This is a genomic window from Desulforhopalus vacuolatus (genome assembly GCF_016918505.1).
GTDB classification, from domain to species: Bacteria; Desulfobacterota; Desulfobulbia; order Desulfobulbales; family Desulfocapsaceae; genus Desulforhopalus; species Desulforhopalus vacuolatus.
Map to the genome: position 1 here is coordinate 161,586 of NZ_JAFFPZ010000004.1, position 25,117 is coordinate 186,702.

The following is a 25,117-nucleotide window of genomic DNA, read 5'->3' on the forward strand; positions in this document are numbered from 1 at the left end:
TGTAATGATTGTAGAATTTTTACACTTATTCCAGATGAATATCCAGCAGGAATAAGACCTGCAGGAACAAAATGACAAATTATGCGCTCCTCTGCGGAGTTGGAACAGATGAAATCCCCCTGCAAACGCAAGAGAAAGAACGAGTATTTTCTCTTGCGTTCGCACCCCGAGTATGATAAACATACCTTCAGTGTTACATTTTACGAAGTGCATCTCTTTGAGATAATTCTGAAGGAGGGTACTGGACTCTGCTAAGGTAGAAGGGTAAAATTGTGACAGTTTTTTAAGTCCGGCCGGAAGTGAGATCTTAATTCAACAGGATTCACATCAGCAAGGCAGGAAATTTTTTTATTGGTTCACAATGTGAACCCGATTACCAACAGGAGTTGTATCATGGCAGAAGGAACAGTTAAGTGGTTTAATGACGCTAAAGGTTTTGGCTTTATCGAGCAAGATGGTGGACAAGACGTATTCGTACATTACTCTGCTATCCAGGGCGACGGCTTCAAATCTCTCGAAGAAGGTTGTCGAGTAACTTTTGAAATCGTTGATGGCCCGAAAGGCCCCGCTGCTGACAAGGTCCAAAAAATCTGAGCCTGGTTATCCCGCGATTTCATAAAAAGCTCCTGTAGAGTATTTACTCTGCAGGGGTTTTTTTTTCTCATTTTTCTGACATCCACCCATACGGTGTTTTTGAAATTCAGGACTCTCGAAGACATAAGGGAGAAAGGAGGCAGGAAAAAGCAGGGCAACAAAACCTGATGACGTTCATTGTGGGATGAAACGGCTTAACCAGAGAACACAGCTTTAAAGTTTTTCGCTGTTCCGTCTTTTGCTTTTCCCTGTCTCCCGTCTCCCGTCTCCTTTCTCCCTTTTCCCGCCCCTGCCTTTGAATGCGTCAATACAAAATGTAAAAGGTGTTACATAACCGTCAATGGCAGATACCTCGGTTGCCAGCGCATTCGTTCGATCAGTCGTACAAGCCGGGATTCATCATTGTTATGGGTAAAATCAGAGAAGGCGCAGGGCCGGGAAACCCCCATCTTCACAGCACACAGAGCTACAGCACAGGCAACGTGCAGAGATGCTTCCTGAATTTTGGATATATCCGGGGTGAGCCTTCCCTCACCAATCTCAGCCGGTCCCATCATAGTGGAAAGTGCCTCTGCAGCAACATCGAAAAATTCCGGCAGAATCTCTCTGGCACCTGAAGCGAGAACCCCCAGTGCAACTCCCGGACAAATCATTGCACTGTTGCACTGACTCGCGCCACTGCATTCGAGATCATCAACCTCATTGCAGGAGTGCCCTATGGAGAGAAGGAAACCCTCCTCCACCCATTTACAGACATTCTGACAAAAGATATCCGGAACGGAAATGTGTTGAAAGAGAAGCAATACTATTGGTCTCGGTGTGTTCTGTTTCAGTGCTGCAGCAATTTTCTCAGAGAAAAAGTAGTTTTGCCCCGAAGTCGCAATGAGTGTTGTAATTCCAGCCTGTTCAACCACCTTTGCAGCATCGTTGAAACTGACATCTCCCATCCACGGATATTTTTTCAGAGATTTGGCGTATGGAACTTTGTAGTATGGCACGCTCTGATTTTTTACCAGCATCTCCTTTTTCCCAATGATAAAGATTTGTTCGCATGCCTCTTTATCCTGCAGCCCGGCCTGTATAAGGGAGCGGCGGAGTTGATCAGCTATACCGATTGCACTGGGTCCACCACCATGAATGAGAAACTTCTGATTGATCAGCTTTTCTTTTTTTACTTTCATGGCCGAGAGAATATTCGCAAGAGCAATTGCCCCGGAGCCCCTCAGATCATCATTAAAACTGAGAATTTCATCGCAGAATGCGTTTTGAATAGAGATTGCATTAGGGGTGGAAAAGTCCTCCCACTGACAGACTGCGCTGGGGAGAACACTGCGAAATGCCCTGACAAAACGACCAATAAAAGAGAGATATTCTTCTCCTTCGAGTCTCGGCTGGCACCAGCCAAGATACTGTTCATCGGCAAGCAGCTCTTCGTTGTCTGTTCCGACATCAAGAGTAACCGGAAGACAGTGCCACGGGGCTATTCCCGCGCCCTGTGTATAAATCATCAATTTGCCAAGACAGACTGCAATTCCTCCCGCCCCCTGATCACCAAGGCCAAGAACCCCCTGGTTATCTGTCACCACGGCAAGGCGGATATCACGGTGGTCGAAACGACGCAGGAGGTCTTCCGCTTGATTAATATTTCCCGGGTGAAGATGGAGACCATGGGCCTGGCGGAACATGGAGGAGTAGTTCTGCACGGCGATTCCCACCGTGGGCGTATATATTATTTTAATCCAGGAGGGAATGTCACTGGCGATAAGTGCATGGGCAAGGGTGACGTTACGACCAAACAATGCACGGATAAAAATATATTTCTCAAGGTCACTCTGTTTCTGCGCCACCTTCATCCTGCTGCCGGTAAGCTGCTGTTCAAGAGTTCGATGACCGGGAGGCAGAGAACCTTCAAGCTGAAGCATCTTTCTCTCAGCAGAGGTAAAAGCCGTTCCCTTGTTGATGTAATTTGTTGCCCGGGCAGACCGACCGTCAGCATACACAACTATTTCTCTGGTATTACCATACTCATCATACTTCAAGCGAAACAGGCTGCTTATCATCGTAGCTCCTTAAACATGGCTGAAATTGAGATTTTTTGAAGTGCCGAAACCCCGGGCAGTGAATGATGGTAAAGTATACATTTGTCTTCATACAACCTGAAACACATTGACAATGCTCCTCTGTACTTCCATAATGCGGATATGGAAACATGGCAGAAAGCAATACAGGAAAGCATTACCAGACCGCAGAATCTCCCGGAGCATCTACGACCATCAGAGATGGATAATACCGCATTGGCTGAGGTAATTGCAAACTTTCCAATGAGGATTAACAGCTGGTATCTTGCAAAAATCAAAGCAATTGATGACCCCTTGTGGAAACAGGCAGTTCCAGATGTCCAGGAACGTGCAGAATCTCCCTGCCTGGAAGACCCGCTGCAGGAAGAGCGACTCAGCCCCGTCCCCTGCCTCGTACATAAATTCCCCAATCGTGTACTTTTTCTCGTCTCTTCGCAGTGTGCAATGTACTGCCGGTTTTGCACGAGGAAACGGAAGGTTGGTCACCCTGAAATGAGCGTAAGCCGAAACGAACTGGATGCCGCTTTTCGGTATATTGAGGCTCACAGGGAAATTCGCGATGTGCTCATTTCCGGTGGAGACCCGCTGCTCCTCAGCGACGATCGGCTGGATGATATTCTGGCACGTCTCTCCCGCATTGACCATGTCAAAATGATCCGTATCGGCAGTCGCACCCTTTCAACCCTGCCACTGCGAATTACCGGACACCTCGTAGATGTGTTGAAAAAATATCCTCCACTTTATATAAATACTCACTTCAATCACCCTGCCGAAATTACTCCCGAGGCAGCCGAAGCCTGTGCCCGACTCGCCGATGCAGGAATTCCACTGGGCTGTCAGACTGTTCTGCTGCGGGGCATCAATGACTCCACAGAAACGATAACCTCGCTGATGCACTCCCTTCTTGAAATGCGGGTGCGGCCGTACTACCTTTTTCAGGGCGACATCACTCGCGGTACCGACCATTTCCGCACCAGTATCGATACCGGTCTTTCCATCATGCACGACCTCTCCCAGAGTCTCTCCGGCATGGCTCTTCCAGCTTTCACTTTCGATCTGCCAGATGGCAGTGGTAAGATTGCCCTTACCCCCGATGCCATCGTGAAACGTGAGGGATCCATCCTCTTTCTGAGGAACAATTTTGGTGAAATTGTTCCCTGTCCGGACGGGTCCGCCAGCAGCTGAAGATGAAGGACGGAAAAAAGGAAGAAAGCAGGATGTAAAATTGATCGCGATGGTGATAACGGTGGCATTCACATCATTGGTGAAATATCGGTACAACAGTGATTTCGGCGATGATGTAGAGACAAGGCATGCCTTGTCTACACGGTGACGATAAACGTAACGATAACGGTGGAATGAATTGTAACGCATGGGATAAACTGGTAGCAATTATCTGTTTAATTTTAAAATCTCTTTTTAAATTTTTTTGCCTTTATTCGAATTTTTAGAGCTTTTATTCGTTGGCAAAAAGTTTTTCGCTGTTCCGTCTTTTGCTTTTCCCTGTCTCCTGTCTCCCGTCTCCTGCCTCCTTTTTCTCCTTTACATCATGTTTTCCGGATCGATATCCACCGAAATTTCCGTTCCGCCCTGTAGAATTTCCTTTTCCACAATCAATACCTGCCGACTCAGCCGATGAATCAGCGCCGGGGTCTGCCCGCGTACAAGAATCTGATAGCGATAGTTGTCCCGCACCTTGTCAATCGGCGAGGGTGCGGGACCGAGAATTTCAATCTCCATCGCTTCTTCCTTTGCCCACTGACGACAGAAACGTGCCAGGGCAACGCTGTCCAGCCTCACCTTATCTTCGACCCGTCCTTTCAAACGGAAGAGTACAAGGCGGACAAAGGGGGGAAATGCGGGATTCCGCCGCAATTTATATTCGTAGTCGAAAAAATCAACATACTGCTGCCGGGTGGCGTACTGGATCGCGTAGTGTTCCGGCCGCAGGGTCTGGATGACCACCTCGCCGGGCAATACCCCACGCCCTGCCCGCCCGGTCACCTGAGTGATGAGCTGAAAACTCTTTTCCGCCGCCTTGTAATCCGGCATGCTCATGCCGCCGTCAGCCCACACCGCACCCACCAGGGTTACTGCAGGAAAATGGTGTCCTTTGGCGATCATCTGTGTACCGATGAGAATATCAATGCGGCGCTCATGCATATCGTTGAGCAGTTTGTGAAACTGCCGGCGGTCTCCGGCGATATCGGAATCAATACGGCGCACCACCGCATCGGGAAAAAATTTCAGCGTCTCTTCCTCTACCCGTTCTGTCCCAAATCCGGCAGGGAGCAGTTCCGTGGAACGGCACTGGCTGCAGACTATTTTTCCCGGCTGCCAGGCAGTGCTGTTACCACAATAGTGACAGATGAGACGACTATTGTGCTTATGCAGGGTCATGCTGACGTTACAGTGAGGACACTGCACCGGCGTCCCGCATTGACTGCAGAGAAGTGCCGAGGAAAAGCCCCGGCGATTCATCAGCAGTATGGTCTGGTGACCGTCCGCAAGGTTCTGCTCCATTTTCTTCAGTAGTGTTTCCGAAAGGATACGACTGCGCTGGAGCTGATGGCGGGCATTGAGATCCACCAGCACGACCTTCGGGAGATGACTTTCACCAATGCGTTCATCCATGGAGAGCAGAGTAAACTTGCCCCCGCGTCCGTGAGCGAAACTGGTCACGGAAGGGGTGGCTGAACCGAGTATGACCGTGCTTTTCTGCTGCAGACCGCGCACGACGGCGAGGTCCCGACCGTTGTAGCAAAAGCTGTCATCCTGTTTGTAGCTGCCGTCGTGTTCCTCATCAACGATGATCAGTCCAGGATCCTTCACCGGCGCAAAGATCGCCGAACGTGCACCTATAACGATTTTTGCCTCACCGCTCAGCGCAAGACTGTATTGATCAAGTTTCTGCGGCCCACTCAGGCCGGAGTGCTGCAGCACCACCTGATCGCCGAACCGGGCAACAAACTGTCCTTCAAGCTGGGTGACAAGGGAAATTTCAGGAACGAGAACGATAACATCCCGGCCCTCCGCCAGTGTCGTCTCCGCCGCCCGCATATAGACTTCAGTCTTCCCGGAACCGGTGATCCCGTGGAGCAGGAAGGTCTCATAGCGATGCGCCTTTATGGCCGGTTTGATTTTTTCCAGCACCTCCTGCTGCTGTGGGCTGAGAAGTTCGGGACGGGTATAACGCAGACTGAAATCCGCCACCATGCCGCCGAAGGGATCACGGAAGATACGGCGGGTATGCTGCAGGATGCTCCCCTGTTCAAGCAGCTGCGCGAGAGGTTTTGAGGCTCCGGAATAGACTCGGCGCAACTCCCTTCCTGGAAGCTCGGCGAGCTCGTTCTCTGCACAGAGGGTGGCAAGTGTATAAAGAGTACGTGTCTGCGCCACGCTGAAATCCTGATTCAGCTCAATTTCTATCTTCCTGCGAAACGCTTTAAGTATCTCCGCTATCACACTCTCTTTCTGTTCCTTGAGAAAACATGCAGAAAGTTTCTGCAGTTCCGGTGACAGGGAGAAACACTCCTCCATCCTGCGACCAGTGCGCTCGCGAATAATGGTTTCCACACTCTGCAACAGTCCCTCTTCACAAAGCCGGGCAAGTATCTTTGCTGTGCCCTTCTTCCGTAAAAGCGCGCTGCTTTCAGCCGTTGACAGCTCTTTTTTTTCAACAAATACCTTTAACCAGCCACCCTCCTCCAGTGGCAGTTCGGAGGGATCACAGAGACGCACCAGCCTGCGGCCTCCCTTCACCGTAGTACCGCCCGGCAGTGCCGCCTTGATCACCTGGCCGATAGGGTAGAGATAGTATCTGGCAACCCAGCGGAAAAGCGGTACCATCCCCTCATGAAAAAAAGGTTCGTAATCAAGCAGCTGCAGGACATTCCGCAGGCGGATCTTTTTTCCGCCGGTTTCTTTGACGGCCTCGCCCGGCCCAAGAATATAACCGGTCACCCGCTGCCGTCCGAGCGGCACAAAGACCCTGCGCCCGATAAGCGGAGCAGCATCTGCAGCCGTGAGTTCATCAGACAGCACATAGGTGAGAGTCTGGAAAAGCGGTGCAGTGACGGCAATTTCGAGGAGTTGTGACATAAAGAAAAGAAATAGAAAATGGCAATACAGCGTTATTTAGAGTAGAAAGTGACGGGGCAGGACATCCCGACTTGAAAATACGCCCCCCCGTCAGTTACAGTCCCCCTACACTACCCCGGTCCCGAAAATCTGAAAACGAATTTCTCTGTGAAACAATGAATCTAAATTACCCGGCAGAACTTCCCGTCAGCGCGGAGAGAGAACACATCCTCGACGCCATCCGTAACAACCAGGTTGTTATAATTGCAGGAGAAACAGGATCCGGCAAGACAACCCAGCTGCCAAAGATGTGCCTTGAGGCAGACCCGGAAACCCGGGGAATGATCGGCTGCACTCAGCCCCGCCGGATTGCCGCAACCTCTGTGGCAGTCCGCGTGAAGGAAGAACTTGGCCCGCTGCAGAAACTTGTGGGCAGTAAGATTCGTTTTCATGACCGCACCACAAAAGAGACGAAGATCAAATTCATGACGGACGGGGTACTGCTTGCTGAATCCCGCAGGGACAAAATGTTTCGCCGTTACAGCACGATTATCATCGACGAGGCACACGAACGCAGTCTCAATATTGATTTTCTTCTCGGGTTTCTCCACCAGCTGATCACAAAGCGCAGAGATCTCAAGCTGCTCATAACCTCGGCAACTATCGATACCGGAGCATTTTCCAGGCATTTTGGCAATGCGCCGATTATCAACGTTACCGGGCGGGACTGGCCCGTGGAAATCAAATATCGTCCTCTGCCCGAGGAGCAGAAGGACGACAGCGAGGGCGGCGTAGAACACTGCGTCAGTGCCGTGGAGGAGATCTTCCATGCCCGTCCTGAGGGAGATATTCTCATCTTCCTGCCCACCGAGCGTGATATCCGCGAATGCTGCCGCCTGCTTGAAGGGACATACCCCGGTGCCACCGTCCTGCCGCTTTTCGGCCGTCTCGCCTCGGGGGAGCAGAGCCGTATCTTCAAAGCAGCACGCGGCATCAAGATTATTGTCGCCACCAACGTTGCCGAGACCTCCCTCACCGTACCGGGAATCCGTTACGTTATTGACAGTGGCACAGCCCGTATCTCGCAGTACAACGTCCGAGCCAAGACCACCAGCCTGCCGATCAGCCGCATCTCTCAGGCAAGCGCCAATCAGCGTGCGGGCCGGGCAGGCCGCATCGGTCCAGGCACCTGCCTGCGTCTCTACAGCGAGGAGGATTTCAACAACCGTGCGGAATTTACCGTACCGGAGATCAAACGTTCCAACCTCGCCGAAGTCATCCTGCAGATGACCTCTCTTGAACTCGGAGTCCCGCAGGAGTTTCCCTTCATTGATCCGCCTCATGCTTCCGCCATTCGCGAGGGGTACAACCTGCTTAAGGAACTCGGCGCGATCAGCGGACAGGGAAAACTCACGAAACGCGGTCGAATCATGGCCGACCTGCCGGTTGATCCCTGCATTTCCCGGGTTCTGCTCGAGGCAAAAGAACTGAACTGTATCCGGGAAACCACCATTATCTGCTCCGTGCTGGCCATTCAGGATCCGCGTATCCGCCCGACTGAGGAGGAGCAGGTCGCTGATGAAAGACATCGCGTCTTCCGTAATGAGAAATCCGATTTTCTCACCCTCCTCAACATCTGGGACAGCTGCTTTGCGGATGATGAACGGCGGAGCTGGAACACTCTGAAAAAGTTTTGCAAAGCCAATTATCTCAGCTTTCAACGGATGCGGGAATGGTTTGACCTGCGCGAACAGCTGGAACGTATTCTCTCTCGACTCGACGGTTTTACCCCCAATACCGAGGCCGCCGGATTTGAGGCAATTCACAAATCTCTTTTTACCGGATTTCTTCGTAATATCGCAAAGAAAAAAGAAGAACCTAAAAACGCTTCGCACAAAAGTGGGAATGCAATCAAGAGCTCCCCCCGTCGCAATAAAATGCAGATCTATCAGGGCGGGCAGAATAAAGAGTTACTCATTTTTCCCGGTTCCGGTCTGGCAAAAAAGCCGCCTGAGTGGATTCTGGCCGCCACCTTTCTTGAGACCTCCCGCCTCTACGCCCTCACCGTAGCCGCCATCGAACCGGAGTGGATAGAAGCTGCCGCCGGCCACCTCTGCACCTTCTCCTGGTCTTCCCCGTTTTGGCAGAAACGCAGTGGTCAGGTACGTGCCACAGAGACTGTCTCCCTTTTCGGACTGATTCTGAACGCAGGCCGTCGAGTCAATTTTCCGCGTCGCAACCGCAGGAACATTCCCGAGGCACGGCAGATTTTTATTCAGCAGGGTCTGGTTACCGGAGAAATAAATGGCAACTATGCCTTTCTCACCAATAACCTTGAGCTGGTGCACAAATGGGAACAGTCTGAAGCGAGACTGCGTACCCGCAACCTCGTTGCCGATGAACAGACCCTTTTCCGTTTCTACGATGAACGACTGCCGGAAGATATCTATGACCAGCACCAGCTCAACCGCTTTTTGAAGCAGGAGAAGAGCCGCAGCGAACTGCTTACCATGACCGAGGAAGATGTCCTGCTGCGCGATTTTGCCGAGAAAGAGCTCTATGACTTCCCGGAAACCCGTACCATCGGCGGACTCACTCTCCGCCTCGAATACAACTTTGAACCGGGCTCAGAGAGCGATGGCGTCACCTTTCGCCTGCCCCTGCAATTTGCCCTCAACCTCGATGAACGTCCCTTTGCATGGCTCGTTCCCGGCCTGCTTGAGGAAAAGCTGACCTGGTATCTGAAATCTCTGGTAAAAAGCCTGCGTCGCCGCCTTGTTCCAATCCAGGAAAGTGTTGATATCATTCTCGACGAGATTGAATTCGGCCGGGGTGACCTCCTTGCTTCCATTGAATCGGCTATTCTCAAACAGCATCGCATGAGTATCCACCGCAGTGACTGGAAAGAGGATCTGCCAGATCACCTCCGGCCGCGTTATCTCATTTTTGATGACCAGGACAAAACTGTGGCGGCAGGCCGCGACCTGCCTGTGCTGGTAGAAAAAGCCCGACTCCATCTCGTAAAGCATCCACAGAAGCAGCAGAGTGCCCCTGCCAGTGTGAAAAGCGGCAGTGCCCAGCAGGAAAGCTTTGAACTGCTCAATCGCTGGCGGGAAGGCGAATACCGGGAGTGGAACTTTGCCGGTCTGCCGGAGAAAATACCAAGCTTCACTGCGGCAGGTGAAATCTCAGGTTTCCTTTTCCCGGCACTTAAGCCGGAAGTTCAGAAGGGTTGTGTTTCCATTGTCTTTGAAAAGGAACAGCAACAGGCACGGTGCATAAATCGCAACGGCGTGCTTTCTCTCTTTTCCCTGCAGTTCCGTGAGCCTCTCAAATCCCTCAAACGCTTTATTACTACCGCCCTCTCCGGCCCCTCAACGATCTTTCTCACCACTCTCAAAATGGGCCGAGCTGAACTGGCAGAGCTGGTGCTGATGCAGACATTGAATCGTATTTACGGCGATACAGAGACGGGGATTCCCGGAAAAGAAGAGTTTGAAAAACGAATTGAGCAGGCAAAGGAGGCAGGTTTCTACAAGATCGGTCAGCTCTATCTTGATCTGTTCATGACTGCCCTGCGTAAACGACGGGAGGTGAATGAACAGCTTTCAGACCTGTTTGTCAAGGCGGGGAAAAAGGGACACAAACTCCCGGGGCGGATGAAGAAAGAGTTTGAAATGGAACTGCAGGACATCTTTCCAGCGACGCTGCTTCTCTCTACGAAAATGATAGATTACAGTCTTGTTACGCGAAATCTGCAGTATCTTTCGATACGACTTGAGAGGTTTTATACAAATCCTCAGAAGGACGCAATGAAAGCGGAACAGGCAGAAGAGTATTGCAGACGTCTTGAGCAGCCCGCAGCACACTCTCCACGCACAGTGGAAGCAGCCGAAGCACTTTACCGCTATCGTGAAATGCTGACGGAGTTCAAAATCTCCATCTTTTCCCCGGAATTAAAAAAACGCATGCCAGTCTCCAGTAAAAAGCTGGAGGCACAGTGGCAGGAGTTTTTGAAAAAGTAAGGGAAAAGGCGGGAAGACTGCTCTTTGTGCACAAAAAAAATTTCATTGTCGGCCTGCCGGGCCTTCAACGTCGGATTTCTGGTCCTCAACGACGACAGAATGCCGTAGAATCGTCACTGCCCCGGTGATTTATACCATTTACATTTTGTAACCACGAATGGACACGAATTTTCACGAACAGGGACAACGCATTAAACGAAAACGTTTGTATCCGAAGTTAAGCCGTAAAAATTTTTTCGCTGTTCCGTCTTTTGCTTTTCCCTGTCTCCCGTCTCCTTTCTCCTGTCCCCATCCCCCTGCCTTTGAATTCGCCAATAGAAAGTGAAAATGGCATTTAGTACGGTCACAATTGAATAGGAATGGTATTATTCCCAGGTTTTTTTCAAAAAAACGACATCACGGAAAAAGTCGATAGTTTTGCGCTGCCGTTCGGCCATTTTCAACTGGCTTGGAATCAGACTGGAACTACTGATCTGCAACACCGACATCTTGTACTCAATGTTGCTGGCAAGCCGGTTATCCACATACCAGGCATAGGTCATTCCCATTAACAGCCCCGGCGGGGTAAATCTTTCATTTATATTGATCAGTCGATAGTAATGTCCCGGTTCACCTGGTACCCGGGACATTCGCGCAAGATGAAAGAAGGTCTCCAGTTCACGATCTGAAAACCAGCAGGTTCGTTCCTCTTCCGGGCGCAGTTTAATATGGAAGACATGGCCAAGCCGCAGACCGTCCACAAACACATCTCTGATCTCTTTTTTCGCTGCATAATCCCCGAGCAGCGACTCTCCGAGAGCAACCATCAGGGCCAGTTCAAGGCGTTGATGACTGGTCAGTTCATCGGCGAGAATCTTGATACAGCGATCCTCTGGATCAAAATAGGAGAAAACATTGTCCCACTTCTGATCCCGTCCCCACATCCTGCGGTTTATTAATTGAATATCCTTGAAAAAATCAAGATGAGACGCAGGGATAACAGGATGGTCCCAAAAAATATCAATCAATTCCCGTTTAAAATCCTCTGCAGGCCAGGGCGAAGAACTCAAATTCTGAACGCTCATCGCCTGGATGCGTTTGCAAATCCTGTCATAACGGAGACGCGGCAACACCACTTTCCCAGGTTCAATATGTGGTCTTGTGACGATTTCCTTCCTCTTTTGCACAAAGCTCGGGCCTGCCTCTTCGAAGGAAACACGACCGTAATACAGACCACGAATCACCTGGGCAAGACTAACGGCATCATGTTGGATAACACCTCGATTATTCAAGAGATTCTTGGAGTAGATATCACACTCCACAGGAATAAATCCCCGTGTAATCAGTGCGCCGCGATCGAGGTAAATCGGCACCTTCCCTTCAATGGCATAACGCTGAAGAACAGAGGCGGGAATATCCCGCATGGAAACGCAGAGTACTTCGTGAAAAAGCCCCGCTGTCCCGCCAGGAATATTAACCTCATAGGCGTCAAGCATGTCAGAGACGTAAAAACGACGCTCAGGATCCTCAGAGGTAAGATCAGTCTCCCCCTGCTGCACCCAGATATTGGAGATGAGCATTTTCAATGCCCGTCGATTCTGCCGCACCGCATCAGCAATTCCAGGTGTTTGCAGAACGGGAATGATGGAAGAGTAGAGACTTCCGGGAGCGAAAATAATGATATCGGCTTCAAGAATATCCTGGAAAATTTCCGGGGTTGTATTGATCTTGTCACAGTATTCGATACGAACAGTTGTAATGGGAATTCCGCGGCGGGCAGTGTCGAGTTTGTGCTCACCAGGAATTTCAACACCATTGGCATAGCGTACAAGGAGCTGCGACGGCGTTGTCGTACAGGGCAGGACTCCCCGCTCGCCAACACCCATTACACTGCTGAGCCTGTTAAGGGCGCAGGCAAAAGAATCAGGCCCGTTTTCCGCACAGGAGGAATTTTCACTACTGAGGACAGCGGCAGCAAGCAGCAGATTTCCAAAACAGTGATCGCGCTGCAGAGTTCGACTCATACGAGGGTCGGTACGGAGAAAAACAATCAATTTTTGCAGGAAATGCCGCAGTTTCGCCGGCAATTCTCCAACCTTGCGATCAAGTAGAGTCCAGACAGGATGATCGTCTTCAAGCGGTCCCTGAAAACGGTAGTTGAAAATTAAACTGAGATTATTGGCAACATGCTGCACTTCCCTGCAGGAGATCCCGTAGAGTCGGTGCAGTCGTGATGCCTGAATGGAGGAGAGCAGTACGTGGCGAATATCGCCAAGGGCAACAGTATCAATATCCTTGAGGAGCTGGCCGGTGGAGCCACCATTATCAGTAACACAGACCACTGCCTTCGTCTGCGGAAAGACCCGCTTCAGCCCTTCAAAGGGCCGCTCGTCCCAGCCTTGACGCCGGGAATCCCCGCCAATGATATTGGAAAGCCCGGTCCCGCCACCGAAGACCACAACCTTTACATCCTCCCCCGTGCTTTTGTTGAGTTCAACACGAAAGGTCTTTAGCGCGGCAGCTGCTTCTCCCTCCAGTCCATCCGGGATACCGTTGAGGACGAGGGCAGCGATTTTTTCCCGCATCTCCGGTTGTGGCAGCAGATCAAACGGGGAAAAAGATATACGGGAAAGATGCTCCCAGGTTTTAGAAATCATGGTACATCCCTATGTCATGGTACATCCCTGTGTGAGTTTCTGACGGCGGAGATCTTCTTCCACCCGCAGCACATCTTCCTTTCGATCCACTTCAATGGAGTCATGGTCAGTAATCACCACCCGGATTCGGTATCCATACTCAAGAGCGCGCAGCTGTTCCAGCTTCTCAAAGCGTTCCCATTCCCCAACAGGCAGAGCGACAAAGGAAAGCAGAAAATTTTTACGGTAGGCGTAGAAGCCAAGATGCTTATAGTAGACCGGCTGTTCCGAATCTTCCGGATTCCGTTGAAAAGGAATCGGGGAACGGGAGAAATAGAGCGCGTTCATATTGCAGTCAAAGACCGTTTTCACATGGTTGGGATCACGGATCTCTTCGGGTCGCACAATACGGTAGATGAGAGTGGACATGGGCAGGGTCGGATCTTCCAGCAGCGGGGTCGCCACCTGCTCCACCACTTCCGGGGGAAAGAGCGGCTGATCCCCCTGCACATTAACCACGATATCCTGTTCGGAGATGCCTATGAGCTGTGCCGCCTCGGCGAGGCGATCAGAACCGGAGATATGATCTTTACGGGTCATGACAAACTCGCCACCAAACCCCGTTACACATTCTGCAATACGCACATCATCAGTGGCTACCACAACCCGGGAAAGCATTTTTACGGCCTTTGCCCGCTCATAAACGTGCTGAATCATTGGCTTGCCATTGATACGTGCAAGCGGCTTTCCGGGAAAGCGGTTGGAACTGTAGCGGGCGGGGATAATTGCAACAACAGATGGTTTCATGGTAATTTCCTGAACGGTATAAAGATCCTCAGAAGAGTTTTATTCCCTTTTTTGTGGAGAATACAATCCTGCGGGCAACGAGATAAACGATGAAGAATATAGCCATTTCATTTACACCGAATCTCCCGGAATTACGAGAAAAAGCCTCTATTTTGGCCTCTCATCCCCCGTTTTTTACGGTGGAACTGAAGAGTTTTACAGGAGAAATGCTTTTGCTCTACACCCCGGACGGCCTCGGTCTGCATGAATTTCAGGGAAAAAAGCGTCGCTTAAAGGAGGTTCTGCGGGTGGATTTTCTCAGTGCCAGAACACTTTGGCGACTTGCTCACGATAACACCATCAAACAGCCTCTCGCCCGGGCCGCAGGTATTCGCGCCGGTTTCCGCCCGCATATCTTTGACGCCTCTGCGGGGCTTGGCCAGGATGCCTTCATCCTCGCCAGCCTTGGCTGCAGCGTAACTCTCTGTGAACGCAACCCTCTGCCTGCAGCACTTCTTGCAGACGGCATGGCAAGGGCATTGCAGTCGCCGGGGGATATTGGCAACATCGTTCGTGAAAGGATGCAGTTATTGACAGGAGAGAGCGAAAAGGTGCTGCGGCAGGAATGTGCAGCCGGAAGGGATTTCGACACAGTGTACTTCGACCCCATGTATCCACATACCGGTTCCTCGGCGGCAAATAAGAAATCCATGCGGCTGATTCGCGGTTTTGTTGGTGATGACGACGACAGCACCATGTTTATGTCCACAGTCGAAATACTGCAAGCGGAGCGAATTACCATCAAACGGCCAAGTGATGCACCGTTGATCTCAGAACAACAGCCACACCACGTGGTCAGGGGAAAAAGCTGCCGCTATGATATTTATCTTCCCCGGATGCAAAAAATGTAAAGTTGCTTATACCATTTACATTTTGTAACCACGAATGGACACGAATTTTCACGAACAGGGACAACGCATTAAACGAAAACGTTTGTATCCGAAGTTAAGCCGTACAGTGCACCAGTATTATTATGAATAAAATTGGCTACCACGGAAAACACGGAAGGACACGGAAAACATCAATTACCTCAAAGCAAATAACAGACCGAATTCAACCACAAGGGTATTCTCTTAAAGTTTTTCGCTGTTCCGTCTTTTGCTTTTTCCCGTCTCCCGTCTCCTTTCTCCTTTCTCCCGTCCCTGCCTTTGAATCCACCACTACAAAATGTAAATGGTTCAAGGCACCCTTACTTACTTATGATATTTCTCTCCTGCCTTAATGGTATGCGCACGATACAGCTGTTCCACAAGAAAGAGACGTACCATATCGTGGGTGAAGGTCATCTTTGAAAAACTCAGCGTCATGGCTGCCGCATCCAGCACCGCCTGCGAGTGCCCTTCTGGTCCGCCAATAAGCCACGCGACGCTCTTTACCCCGCGATTTTCCCAGCGGGTAAGCTGTTCAGCAAACTCTTCTGAACTGAACTGCCGCCCCTTCGCGTCAAGCACCAGTATCAACGCTCCTGCCGGCACAGCCTTGAGCAAAACCGTTCCCTGGCTTTTGCGGGCACTCTCCCCACTCCGGCCACCGGCTGGATCTTTCAGGGTAAGGGTCTCAAGACGGGTATAGTGCTTCAGCCTCTGTGTATAATCGTCGATTCCCTTTTGAATCCAGGAACCTTTCGCCCTGCCAGGAAAAAGAAGATGATGGCGCATTTCAACACTTGATGCGCCCAATGCGCATCAGCTCTCGAAGGACAGCGGTAAACTCGGCGTAATTGAGTTCTTTATTTATGCCGGGGCAGGAGTTGCGGATAATATTGAAATTCACTTCATCATCCAGAAGAGAGGGATGCAGTGGCCACTGCCCGCAACGCCATGGCCGGGCATTATGCACACGACAGCCGCCGAGGCCGTTTTCTTCCGTGTAGAAGATACACCGGCCACCAGGCGTCTTCATCTGTACGACCTCGCCGCCACCGGCATCAAGGGAAACCCTCCAGTACTTTTCACGAACGGCTTCACTGTCACCACCGAGTTCCGCCACCATACGCCTGCGGTCATCTTCATTCAGAGAAACGGTGGTCTCACCGTGGCAGCAATAACCGCAGCGGGTACATTGAAAAATATCTTTTATCTCAGGCATTACCGGTCTCATCTTCAAAAAGATTTATATCTATGCCGTACTGTTGTGCGGCGGCCTGCCATTTTTCGCTGTCTTCAAGGCGAAAAATAATATTGCTGTCACCCGGTACCACCAGCCAGCCGTTACGGGTTAACTCCGTTTCGAGCTGGCCCGGACCCCAGCTGGCATAACCGAGAATAAAAAGAAAAGTTGCGGGACCTCTGCCAGTGACAATATCCTCCAGCACCTTCCGCTCCCGCGTCAGCGCGATCTTTTTACTCACCTCCAGCACTCCTTCCATCTCGTAGTCATCCCCCCGCTCGTAGAGAATGAATCCGGCCTCGTGGTCCACCGGCCCGCCCAGATGTACGTTCACCGCACTGAATGTCGGCAGGACATCAAGATCCGCAAAGACTTCCGCAAGAGAAATCTCCCCTGCAGGGCGATTGACAGCAACGCCGATGGCACCATCTTCCGCAGTGTGTAAACAGATGTAGATCACCTGTTCGGTAAAACGCGGATCGGGCATGTTACGGGTAGAAATAAGAAATTTCCCAGCTATACTGCTGTCTATCTTTTCCATATTTATCAGGATTGTGGTAAAGTATTGGAGTTGTTTACGAAGTGAATTCCGAAGTGCATAATATTTTTTCTGCACTATACCCCGGAGTTCTTGCATATTCAATCCGGAGAGAATGAATGAACCATCTTGAAATGATTGTCGCCGGGTGCCATTACGACCCTTTTCAATACCTTGGAGCACATTTTGAAGAGGAACCCGGAAAAGTGGTTGTCCGCACCATACGCCCCGGCGCGATAAAGGTGGGCTTTCGTCACGGTGATAAAATTGCCCTGATGAATAAAATTCATGAAACCGGAGTGTTTGAGTGCGTGTTAGACCAGGCGATGCTCAGTGATCCGAATCTCAACCCTTTCAACTATCAGTTCATTATCACCTGGCCCGGTGGATATACCTTCTCGACCAATGATCCCTATCGCTTTCCAGTCCTCCTTGGAGAGGAAGACCGGTATCTCTTTAACAAAGGTGAAAACTACCTGCTCTACAATCACCTCGGTGCCCACCGTATCATGGTGGACGGTATAAACGGCACGGTTTTCCGCGTCTGGGCTCCCAACGCCCGTTCCGTCTCAGTCATTGGGGATTTCAGCAACTGGAGTAAACTCACCTATCAGATGCGCACCCTTGGTCCTTCCGGAATCTGGGAACTCTTCATACCCCAGATGAAGGAAAATACCGTATATAAATTTCTCGTCTCTGGAAGAGACGGCGTTGACCGGGAGAAGAGTGATCCCTTCCAGTTCTACGGCGAAGTACGTCCCCGTACCGGGTCAATTATTCGCAAAGTTGATAATTACCTGTGGGAAGACTCCGAATGGCAGCGGAAGAAACAGACCTGCGATCCCTATAAAAGACCGATGTCGATCTATGAGGTCCATCCCGGTTCATGGAAACGTGATCCAGACGACCCGGAACGCTTCCTCACCTGGAAGGAACTGGCAGATATGCTTGTACCATACGTAAAGGAGAGGGGCTTCACCCATATTGAGTTCATGCCGGTGGCAGAACACCCTCTTGATGAATCATGGGGCTATCAGATCACATCACCTTTTTCCATTACCAGCCGCTACGGCATCCCGGAAGAGTTCATGTCCCTCGTGAATCTCTGTCATCAAAATGATATCGGTGTGATTCTCGATTGGGTTCCGGCTCATTTCCCCACCGACGGCCACAGTCTCGGACGTTTTGACGGTACAGCTCTCTACGAGCATGACGATCCACGCAAGGGATTTCATCCTGACTGGGGCACATACATTTATAACTATGGCCGTAACGAGGTGAGCAATTTTCTCATCGCCAACGCCCTTTTCTGGCTGGACAAGTATCACATTGACGGTCTGCGTGTGGATGCCGTTGCCTCCATGCTCTATCTTGACTACTCTCGCGAGGAAGGCGAATGGGTGCCTAACGAATTTGGTGGACGTGAGAACCTTGAGGCGATCAGTTTTCTTCGTCATCTCAATGCAACGATCTACCGCGAATTTCCCAATACGCTGATGATCGCCGAAGAGTCTACAGCCTTTGCCGGTGTCTCCAAACCTACTGATGAAAACGGTCTTGGTTTCGGTTTCAAGTGGAATATGGGATGGATGAACGACACTCTCAGCTATTTCAGCGAGGATCCGCTTTTTCGTAAATATCATCACAACGAGATAACCTTCTCGATCATCTACGCCTTCTCAGAAAATTTTATTCTGCCCCTCTCCCACGATGAGGTTGTACACGGCAAACACTCACTGATGGATAAATTTCCCGGCGGCTGCTGGGAAAAATTTGCCAACCAGCGCCTTCTTTTCACCATGATGTGGCTTCACCCCGGGAAGAAACTGATCTTCATGGGTGGGGAATTCGGTCAGTGGCGGGAATGGAACTGCAAGCAGAGCCTCGACTGGCATCTGCTGGAAGAAAACGACCATCAGCGGCTGCAGAATTTTCTCTCCAGACTCAATGCAGTCTATAAGGAGAATCCCGCCATGTGGGAAAAGGACTATGAGGGAGACGGCTTCCGCTGGATTGACCTGCAGGATCAAGATAATTCCATTCTCAGCTTTGCCCGCATCGCCGACGATTGCAGGGATCATCTCATTTGCCTGCTCAATTTCACTCCACAGATACTCTCCGCCTACCCGCTGGGACTGCTGGAGAATGTGGATTATGAAATTATCTGCTCCTCGGATGACCACTGTTTTGGGGGTGCAGGCGTTTCAAAGACGGGGACGGTGGTACATCCTGTAAATGAACCCTGGGCGGAAGCGCCCTGTCGTACCACCATTGATCTCGGGCCACTCTGCGGCATCATCCTGAAACCAGTAAGGTGAAAAAAATGACTCTGAAACCAAAAGGTGAAAAGATGAAGCAGGCACTGCGTGATTTCAGTGACTCGCTTCATCTTGAAAAAATTGAGGATGCCGCAGGCCGCAAGGCCCTGGTAAAAGAAATAATTCTCAAATACGATCTCTCTCCCCTGGAAGAAGAATTTTTTCGTCGCCAGGTACAATCTGAGAATCCTCCAACTTCGGTCTGAAACCGCAGCGCAGATACACCAGATCTCCATAAAAGCTGAGCGTTTTTTGACACATGGCCCGGGCACTGAAGTATTTGAGCACACGCCTGCGGTTGCGTTTGCCCATCTCACGGATCTCTTCGGGGTTGTCCCGCATCAGGGTAATCGCCTCGCGCATGGCGGCGGCAAGGTCTCCGGTATCCGAAGGCTTCACCAGCCAGCCGTTTTCTCCATCCACAACCGTTTCCAGACTTCCTCCATGGGCGGTAACGATCACCGGGCATCCCATGGCCATAGCCTCCACCGTCGTTCGGCCAAAAGCCTCCGGTTCCGAACTGGACGCTGACACCACCAGATCCGCAAGAGTAAATGCGGCGGGCATATCGCCACAGTACCCGACCATTTTTATCTTATCCCCCACCCCGCAGGCATCAATAACTTTCTGCAATTCCGCAGTATATCCGGGATTATCCTGGGTATCGCCGATGATCACTGCCTGGAAATCAAGATCACGCAACTGTGCCACGGCATGGATAAAATATTTCTGCCCTTTGAGTCGAGTCAGGCGTCCTGGCAACGCCACAATGGGTCTGGCAGCCGTGATGTTCCATGCGGAACAGAGTGTATCAACGCGTAACTGGTTAATACGATCAGGCGAAAATGCTGCCTCATCCACACCACGAAAGATAAGCTGTACGTTCTCCGTTCGCCCATATTTCTCAGCAATATGCTGTTTTATAGCATCGGAAACAGCAATCACTCCGTCACCCTTTGTCATCACGGCACTGTAGGCATTGACCGAATAGAAGCCGTGAAAGGTGGTGACCAGTACCGGCCGCTTTGTTCTCGGCAGAGTCAGCCAGGCAAGGCGCCCAACCCAGGCAGGCATGCGGGAACGAAGATGGAGAATATGTACATGCTCCCGTTTCATCAGGCTGCGTATGGCGGGAATAAGGAGAAGAGCGAGGGGAGACTTGCTGCCGATACGCATGCGAAAATGGGTAGAACCTTCCCTCTCAAGTTGAGGCACCAGCCGGCCACCGCCGGAAACTACCAGACTGCGGTGGCATTGACTGACAAGATATTGCCCCACCTCCAGGGTTCCACGCTCTACACCGCCGCTGTTCAACTCGGGAAGCAACTGCATGACAGTGAGTTTCTGCTGAGAAAAAAACTCCTGCTTCTCCTGTATCAGTTCATTGTAGATTCCCAGAGTGGCATGGCACATCGCCTCGTTGGTAAAGTGGGCAAGCACTCTCTTCCGCCCGGCCCTGCCGTAGCGGACACATCTTTCAGGATCACCCAGTGCCTCATCCATGGCTCTGGCAAGTTCCTTTGCATTTCCCGGTTTCACGAGCCAGCCGGTTTCCCCATCCACCACCGTCTCCAGGGATCCACCATGGGCAGTGGCAATGACCGGCCGGGCCATTGCCATCCCCTCAATGGCCACCTTGCCGAAGGCTTCCGGCTGGGTGGAAGAAGAGATGATAATATCGGCGAGCATATAGGCTGCAGGCATATCGCTGCAATGCCCCACCATCTTCACCCTCTCACTCAGACCGAGGCTGGAGATAAGATTACGCAACTTGCGGAAGTATGCCGGATTTTCATCCGTGTCCCCTATAATAAGGCAGATGACATTATCGGAATGCAGGCCGGCCATCGCCTCTATCAGCACATCCTGGCCTTTTAACAGGGTTATTCGGCCGGGAAGAACAATGACACGTTTTTCTTCCTGCCCCTGCATCCATTTTTTCTGCAGCCGTTCCACTCGCTCCGGCGCAACATTGTCTGCATTAAAGGCCTCCGCCGCAAAACCGCCGTGGATCAGACGGAGTCTTCCCTTATCGGGTTGATAATACTTGCAAATATGCTCGTAAATTGATTCAGAAACAGCCACGACCCTTTCGCCACGGGTCATAATCCGCGAATAGGAGTTGATGGAGTAGAAGCCGTGAAATGTGGTTACCAGCGAGGGGCGCAGATATTCCGACAGAGAACACCAGGCAAGCCAGCCGATCCAGGCGGGAAGTCGCGAGCGCAGGTGCAGAATATCAATATGCTCGGAGAGAAAAAGCTTGCGCAACCTCCAGAAATAGGGGATGCAGCGCGGATTTTTATCGCCAATTCCAGGCCAGCAGAGATGAATACACCCGGCCTTTTCAAGGTGAGTGACAAGACGTCCCCCCGCAGAGATGACAATGGAGCGGTGTCCCTGTCTGGCGAGATAAACTGCCAGATCAACGGTTTCACCTTCAACACCGCCCTCCTCAAGTTCGGGGAGCATCTGTACTACTGTTAATTTTCGGGCCACCATTTTTCCAATATAATATCGGCGCAGCGTTGCGCCTCGTTGAGCACAGCCAAATCGGCACTGTGCGGTTCACCTTTGCACCAGTCCGCAAAAGTACGCACATAGCCACTCTCCTTCAGCATCTTCTCATTGTACGCGTGCTTGCCCTGCGGATCCTTCCAGCGAATAGAAAAAATATTGACCCGACAGCCGGAGGAGAGAGCCTCATAAAGCATGGAAATGGAATCACTTGTCAGCCACACCTCAGAGGCAAGGTCATATTGCCTCTCAATCCACCCCTGTTCTGTCTCCTTCCAGTAGAAAAACTGCACGCCATATTTCCCGCAGAGACGAACCACTGCCTCGGAGGTACTCTCCGGGGTACGCGGAGAATTCGTGACAACCCAATGCCCCTCACCTTTCAACACCTCCCCGAGCTGCGAGAGAAGCTGTGCTTCATCCCACTCCAGCCAGGGATTGAGACCGCCGATGCAGATAAGTCCTTTCCCCTCCTCATGCCTGCCTCTATCGACACAGGAGACGGGTGCACCAAGGGTAGAGATAATGTTCTCCGCCGGGGGCACGCGATCGTGCACGGGAATAAAACAAAGACTGAAGAGATGACGAAAACCGTGCCCCGGTGTCATGCAGGTGCACACCGGAACGGCAAATCTCCTGCCGAGGGTGAGGGCCGTAAGATGCGTCTTGCCTCCGGTGCAGAGAATAAGGTCTGCCCCGGGAATCGACTGCCATCTCCGACTGAGACGGGGAAGGAAAAGAGCGACAAGATCTTTCAACTGAGAAACCGCATCGCATTCCACTTTTAATGATGTCAGTTCCACCTCACAACGACGCCTGAGAGCGGCAACGATTCCAAGGGTTTGCTTTCCGTGGCCGGGTCGGCCATCGACAACGGCAAGAACATGGAGCACGGCAATACCTTTTCAGAAAGAAGTGGATGAAGGATAAAATTGTAAGAGAAAAAATGATTATTTCAATTCTTGAAAATACCTGCAAGGCCTTCATAATACCAGGAAAAACTCAGCCTTCCCGCTCCGGAATCGGTTTTCCATAACCTTGAGGACGGGGACGTCCCCCCGCCGGAGCTCCTGGAGGACGACGCCCGTTCCCTGCCAGTTTGAGCACAATCTGGTTGGTGTTGTGCAGCCTCTTGGAAAGTGAGGCGAAGATATGACGGGAGACATCTGGATATTTCTCAATGAGATCCTCAAGCTTGTTCCCTGGATAGCGCTTCACTGTGCTTCGTCCCATACTGATAATTGAAGCCGTCCGCTCTTCACCGGTGATGGCTGCCATTTCCCCGAAGTAATCACCCAGTTCTGTAATTTCAGCAATTTTTTTGCCGCCTTTGACAACGGAAAGCCCGCCGCGAATTAATTTGAAAAAATCAATATCGGTATTGCCCTCACGAAGAATAATATCACCCTCTTCATAATGTTCCTCATCGGGGTTCACAAGGTAGGCAGGCAGACTTTCTTTATAGGCTGTGGTACGGTGCAGGGCTTCTTCCACCGAGGTGATCCCCTGACGGACCTTTTCGAGCGCAGCCTCACGCAGCGGTATCATTCCTTCTTTAACAGCCACCTTGCGCAGCTGATCTTCAGGAACACTGGCATTGATTGCTTTGCTGACCTCTTCAGTTATCTCCATCAATTCAAAGAAACCAACCCGTCCCTTATAGCCAACGCCGTTACACTGCGTGCAGCCTTTGGGACCATAAATCTTCAGTGTGTCGAGTTCTTTTTCTTTGAAACCAATATGAAGAAGCTCCTCTTTCTCATAGTGCACCTCCTGTTTGCAGTTGCTGCAGAGACGCCTGCCAAGACGCTGCGAAAGTACCATGGTGAGAGATGAGGCGAGCATGTAGGGAGGAATACCGATATCCACGAGACGGCCGATAGTCGCCGGGGAGTTGTTCGTGTGTAGAGTTGAGAAGACAAGGTGACCGGTCATGGCGGCTCTGATGGCAATCTCAGCAGTATCGTAATCACGAATCTCACCAACCATGATGATGTCAGGGTCCTGACGAAGAAAGGCTTTAAGTGCAGCGGCGAAGGTCATCCCCACATCCTGCTGAACATTCACCTGGTTGATTCCCTTAAAGTTGAATTCCACCGGATCTTCTGCGGTAAGAATCTTGAGATCCTCGCTGTTCCTGGAGTTAAGCGCGGAGTAGAGAGTAACGGTTTTCCCGGAACCTGTCGGCCCGGTAACAAGAAGCAGCCCCTGGGAATTATTCAAACACCGCGTAAGCTTCTCAAAGGTCTCAGGTTCAAAACCGAGTTTGGTAAGGTCAACGCTGAGTGAGCTCTTATCCAGAATACGCATGACCACTGACTCCCCCCACAGAGTTGGGAGCGAAGAGACACGGAAATCAACGGAGCGGTTTTTGCCCATGCGCATCTTAATACGGCCGTCCTGAGGAATCCGGCGCTCGGTGATATCGAGTCTGGCAAGAATCTTCATCCGGGCAACGAGGGCATTTTTGATAGTCAGAGGCAGGTTCATCGACTTGAACAGCAAACCATCTTTACGATAACGCACCTGCATCGACTTCTCATAGGGTTCGATGTGAATATCGGAGACACCGTCCTGAACAGCCTTGATAAGAATCCCGTTCACCAGTTTGATAATCGGTGCATCTGAAGCGTTGAACTGGTCTTCAAAAGCCACCTGATCACCCGAGTCGATCTCGAAATCATCGGCGGCCTCGGCCACGATGGATCCGAAGTCTTCTACCTCAGTAATCTCATCCTCATCATCAATTTCGGCAGCTCGAAACCCGCCAAGCAGCGCTTTAGCCTCTTCTGAATCAATCTTGTAATGCTTGATACAGGCATCAATGATATCCTGTTCAAGGGACACACAGGCAGCGATATCCATGTGGACCGCCTCCTGCATCGCTTCAACGGCATGGATATCACACGGCTCTGCCATGGTCACCTGCAGCGTGTTACCGGTAATACGCAGGGGAAAGGCCATGTATTTTTTCGCCAGATCCCAGGGAAAGAGTTTCAGCACACTGGCAGAGGGCACTTCCCTGTCAAGAGTAACCGGTGGAAAATTCTGACGGCTGAGGAAATTGAAAACGGTGTCATCGTCGATATAATCGAGACGACGGAGGATAGATCCGAGATGCCCCCCCTCGCGGTTAAGGATCTTCTTTGCCTCATCCATCTGCGAAGGGGTGATATAACCGGCCTTGCCGAGCATTTCACCAATTTTCAGTTTGCCCGCACCGGACTGGTCTCGTACCACTCTTTTCCTTGGTCCCCGCTTTGCCCCTGCGTCGATTCCCATATCATTTTATCCATGTAAAAATTTTCGGCAGTTCTGCTTCGCATACAGTCAGCCTTTTCGGTCCAAACTGTTTCAAAATACCCATACTCAAAGAGCATTGCTTTATTTTTTCAGG

Annotated in this window: 15 protein-coding genes; 5 read left to right on the plus strand and 10 right to left on the minus strand. The window is 51.1% G+C overall.

Translation table 11 applies throughout. The features are described 5' to 3' along the window. The first annotated feature begins 393 nt into the window (after positions 1–393). Positions 394–594: a cold-shock protein gene (locus JWG39_RS04370; RefSeq protein ID WP_205218149.1), complete on the plus strand. Its 201-nt coding sequence runs from the start codon at positions 394–396 to the stop codon at positions 592–594. 326 nt (positions 595–920) lie between these two features. On the opposite strand, the gene maeA is transcribed toward JWG39_RS04370, so the two are convergent. Further along, positions 921–2,654 (minus strand): oxaloacetate-decarboxylating malate dehydrogenase, encoded by a 1,734-nt coding sequence (gene maeA, locus JWG39_RS04375; RefSeq protein ID WP_205218150.1) that lies wholly within the window; start codon positions 2,652–2,654, stop codon positions 921–923. 141 nt (positions 2,655–2,795) lie between these two features. On the opposite strand from maeA, the gene JWG39_RS04380 reads away from it, so the two are divergent. Then, on the plus strand, positions 2,796–3,857 hold the full coding sequence (locus JWG39_RS04380; protein WP_205218151.1) for a KamA family radical SAM protein: 1,062 nt from the start codon (positions 2,796–2,798) through the stop codon (positions 3,855–3,857). Positions 3,858–4,214: 357 nt separating this feature from the next. Here JWG39_RS04380 and priA read toward each other — a convergent pair whose 3' ends face one another. Beyond that, positions 4,215–6,773 (minus strand): replication restart helicase PriA, encoded by a 2,559-nt coding sequence (priA, locus tag JWG39_RS04385; RefSeq protein ID WP_205218152.1) that lies wholly within the window; start codon positions 6,771–6,773, stop codon positions 4,215–4,217. 155 nt (positions 6,774–6,928) lie between these two features. Here priA and hrpA point away from each other — a divergent pair, with 155 nt between their 5' ends. Then, positions 6,929–10,777 (plus strand): ATP-dependent RNA helicase HrpA, encoded by a 3,849-nt coding sequence (gene hrpA / locus JWG39_RS04390; protein ID WP_205218153.1) that lies wholly within the window; start codon positions 6,929–6,931, stop codon positions 10,775–10,777. Between the two features lie 365 nt (positions 10,778–11,142). Here the strand turns inward: hrpA and JWG39_RS04395 are convergent, their stop codons facing one another. Next, positions 11,143–13,413, minus strand: a complete 2,271-nt coding sequence (locus JWG39_RS04395) for a gluconeogenesis factor YvcK family protein (RefSeq protein ID WP_205218154.1) — start codon at positions 13,411–13,413, stop codon at positions 11,143–11,145. Positions 13,414–13,422: 9 nt separating this feature from the next. Next, a complete protein-coding gene (gene kdsB, locus JWG39_RS04400; RefSeq protein ID WP_205218155.1) occupies positions 13,423–14,199 on the minus strand; it encodes a 3-deoxy-manno-octulosonate cytidylyltransferase in 777 nt (258 codons plus the stop codon). An 89-nt stretch (positions 14,200–14,288) separates the two neighbouring features. On the opposite strand from kdsB, the gene JWG39_RS04405 reads away from it, so the two are divergent. Continuing rightward, the gene (locus JWG39_RS04405) at positions 14,289–15,089 is read left to right on the plus strand and encodes a class I SAM-dependent methyltransferase (RefSeq protein WP_205218156.1); all 801 of its coding nucleotides are present in this window, start codon (positions 14,289–14,291) and stop codon (positions 15,087–15,089) included. A 342-nt stretch (positions 15,090–15,431) separates the two neighbouring features. On the opposite strand, the gene JWG39_RS04410 is transcribed toward JWG39_RS04405, so the two are convergent. Genes JWG39_RS04410 through JWG39_RS04420 form a run of 3 tightly spaced genes read right to left on the minus strand, consistent with a single transcriptional unit; the run spans position 15,432 to position 16,984 of the window. Further along, positions 15,432–15,896, minus strand: coding sequence for a 23S rRNA (pseudouridine(1915)-N(3))-methyltransferase RlmH (locus JWG39_RS04410; protein ID WP_205218157.1), 465 nt, complete (start codon positions 15,894–15,896; stop codon positions 15,432–15,434). A 1-nt stretch (position 15,897) separates the two neighbouring features. Then, positions 15,898–16,326 (minus strand): YkgJ family cysteine cluster protein, encoded by a 429-nt coding sequence (locus JWG39_RS04415; RefSeq protein WP_205218158.1) that lies wholly within the window; start codon positions 16,324–16,326, stop codon positions 15,898–15,900. Continuing rightward, positions 16,319–16,984 carry a YqgE/AlgH family protein gene (locus JWG39_RS04420; protein WP_240191981.1) on the minus strand — a complete coding sequence of 222 codons (666 nt, stop codon included), beginning with the start codon at positions 16,982–16,984 and terminating at the stop codon, positions 16,319–16,321. Before JWG39_RS04420 ends, JWG39_RS04415 begins: the two co-directional genes overlap by 8 nt. A 20-nt stretch (positions 16,985–17,004) precedes the next feature. Here JWG39_RS04420 and glgB point away from each other — a divergent pair, with 20 nt between their 5' ends. Continuing rightward, positions 17,005–19,203 (plus strand): 1,4-alpha-glucan branching protein GlgB, encoded by a 2,199-nt coding sequence (glgB, locus tag JWG39_RS04425; protein WP_205218159.1) that lies wholly within the window; start codon positions 17,005–17,007, stop codon positions 19,201–19,203. Between the two features lie 126 nt (positions 19,204–19,329). Here the strand turns inward: glgB and JWG39_RS04430 are convergent, their stop codons facing one another. The 3 genes from JWG39_RS04430 to pilB all read right to left on the minus strand — a co-directional run bounded on the left by JWG39_RS04430 (position 19,330) and on the right by pilB (position 25,002). Beyond that, positions 19,330–21,675 (minus strand): glycosyltransferase family 4 protein, encoded by a 2,346-nt coding sequence (locus JWG39_RS04430; RefSeq protein WP_205218160.1) that lies wholly within the window; start codon positions 21,673–21,675, stop codon positions 19,330–19,332. A gap of 11 nt (positions 21,676–21,686) precedes the next feature. Beyond that, positions 21,687–22,613, minus strand: a complete 927-nt coding sequence (locus JWG39_RS04435) for an ELM1/GtrOC1 family putative glycosyltransferase (RefSeq protein WP_205218161.1) — start codon at positions 22,611–22,613, stop codon at positions 21,687–21,689. Positions 22,614–22,722: 109 nt separating this feature from the next. Beyond that, the gene (gene pilB / locus JWG39_RS04440; protein ID WP_205218162.1) at positions 22,723–25,002 is read right to left on the minus strand and encodes a type IV-A pilus assembly ATPase PilB; all 2,280 of its coding nucleotides are present in this window, start codon (positions 25,000–25,002) and stop codon (positions 22,723–22,725) included. Positions 25,003–25,117 lie beyond the last annotated feature (115 nt).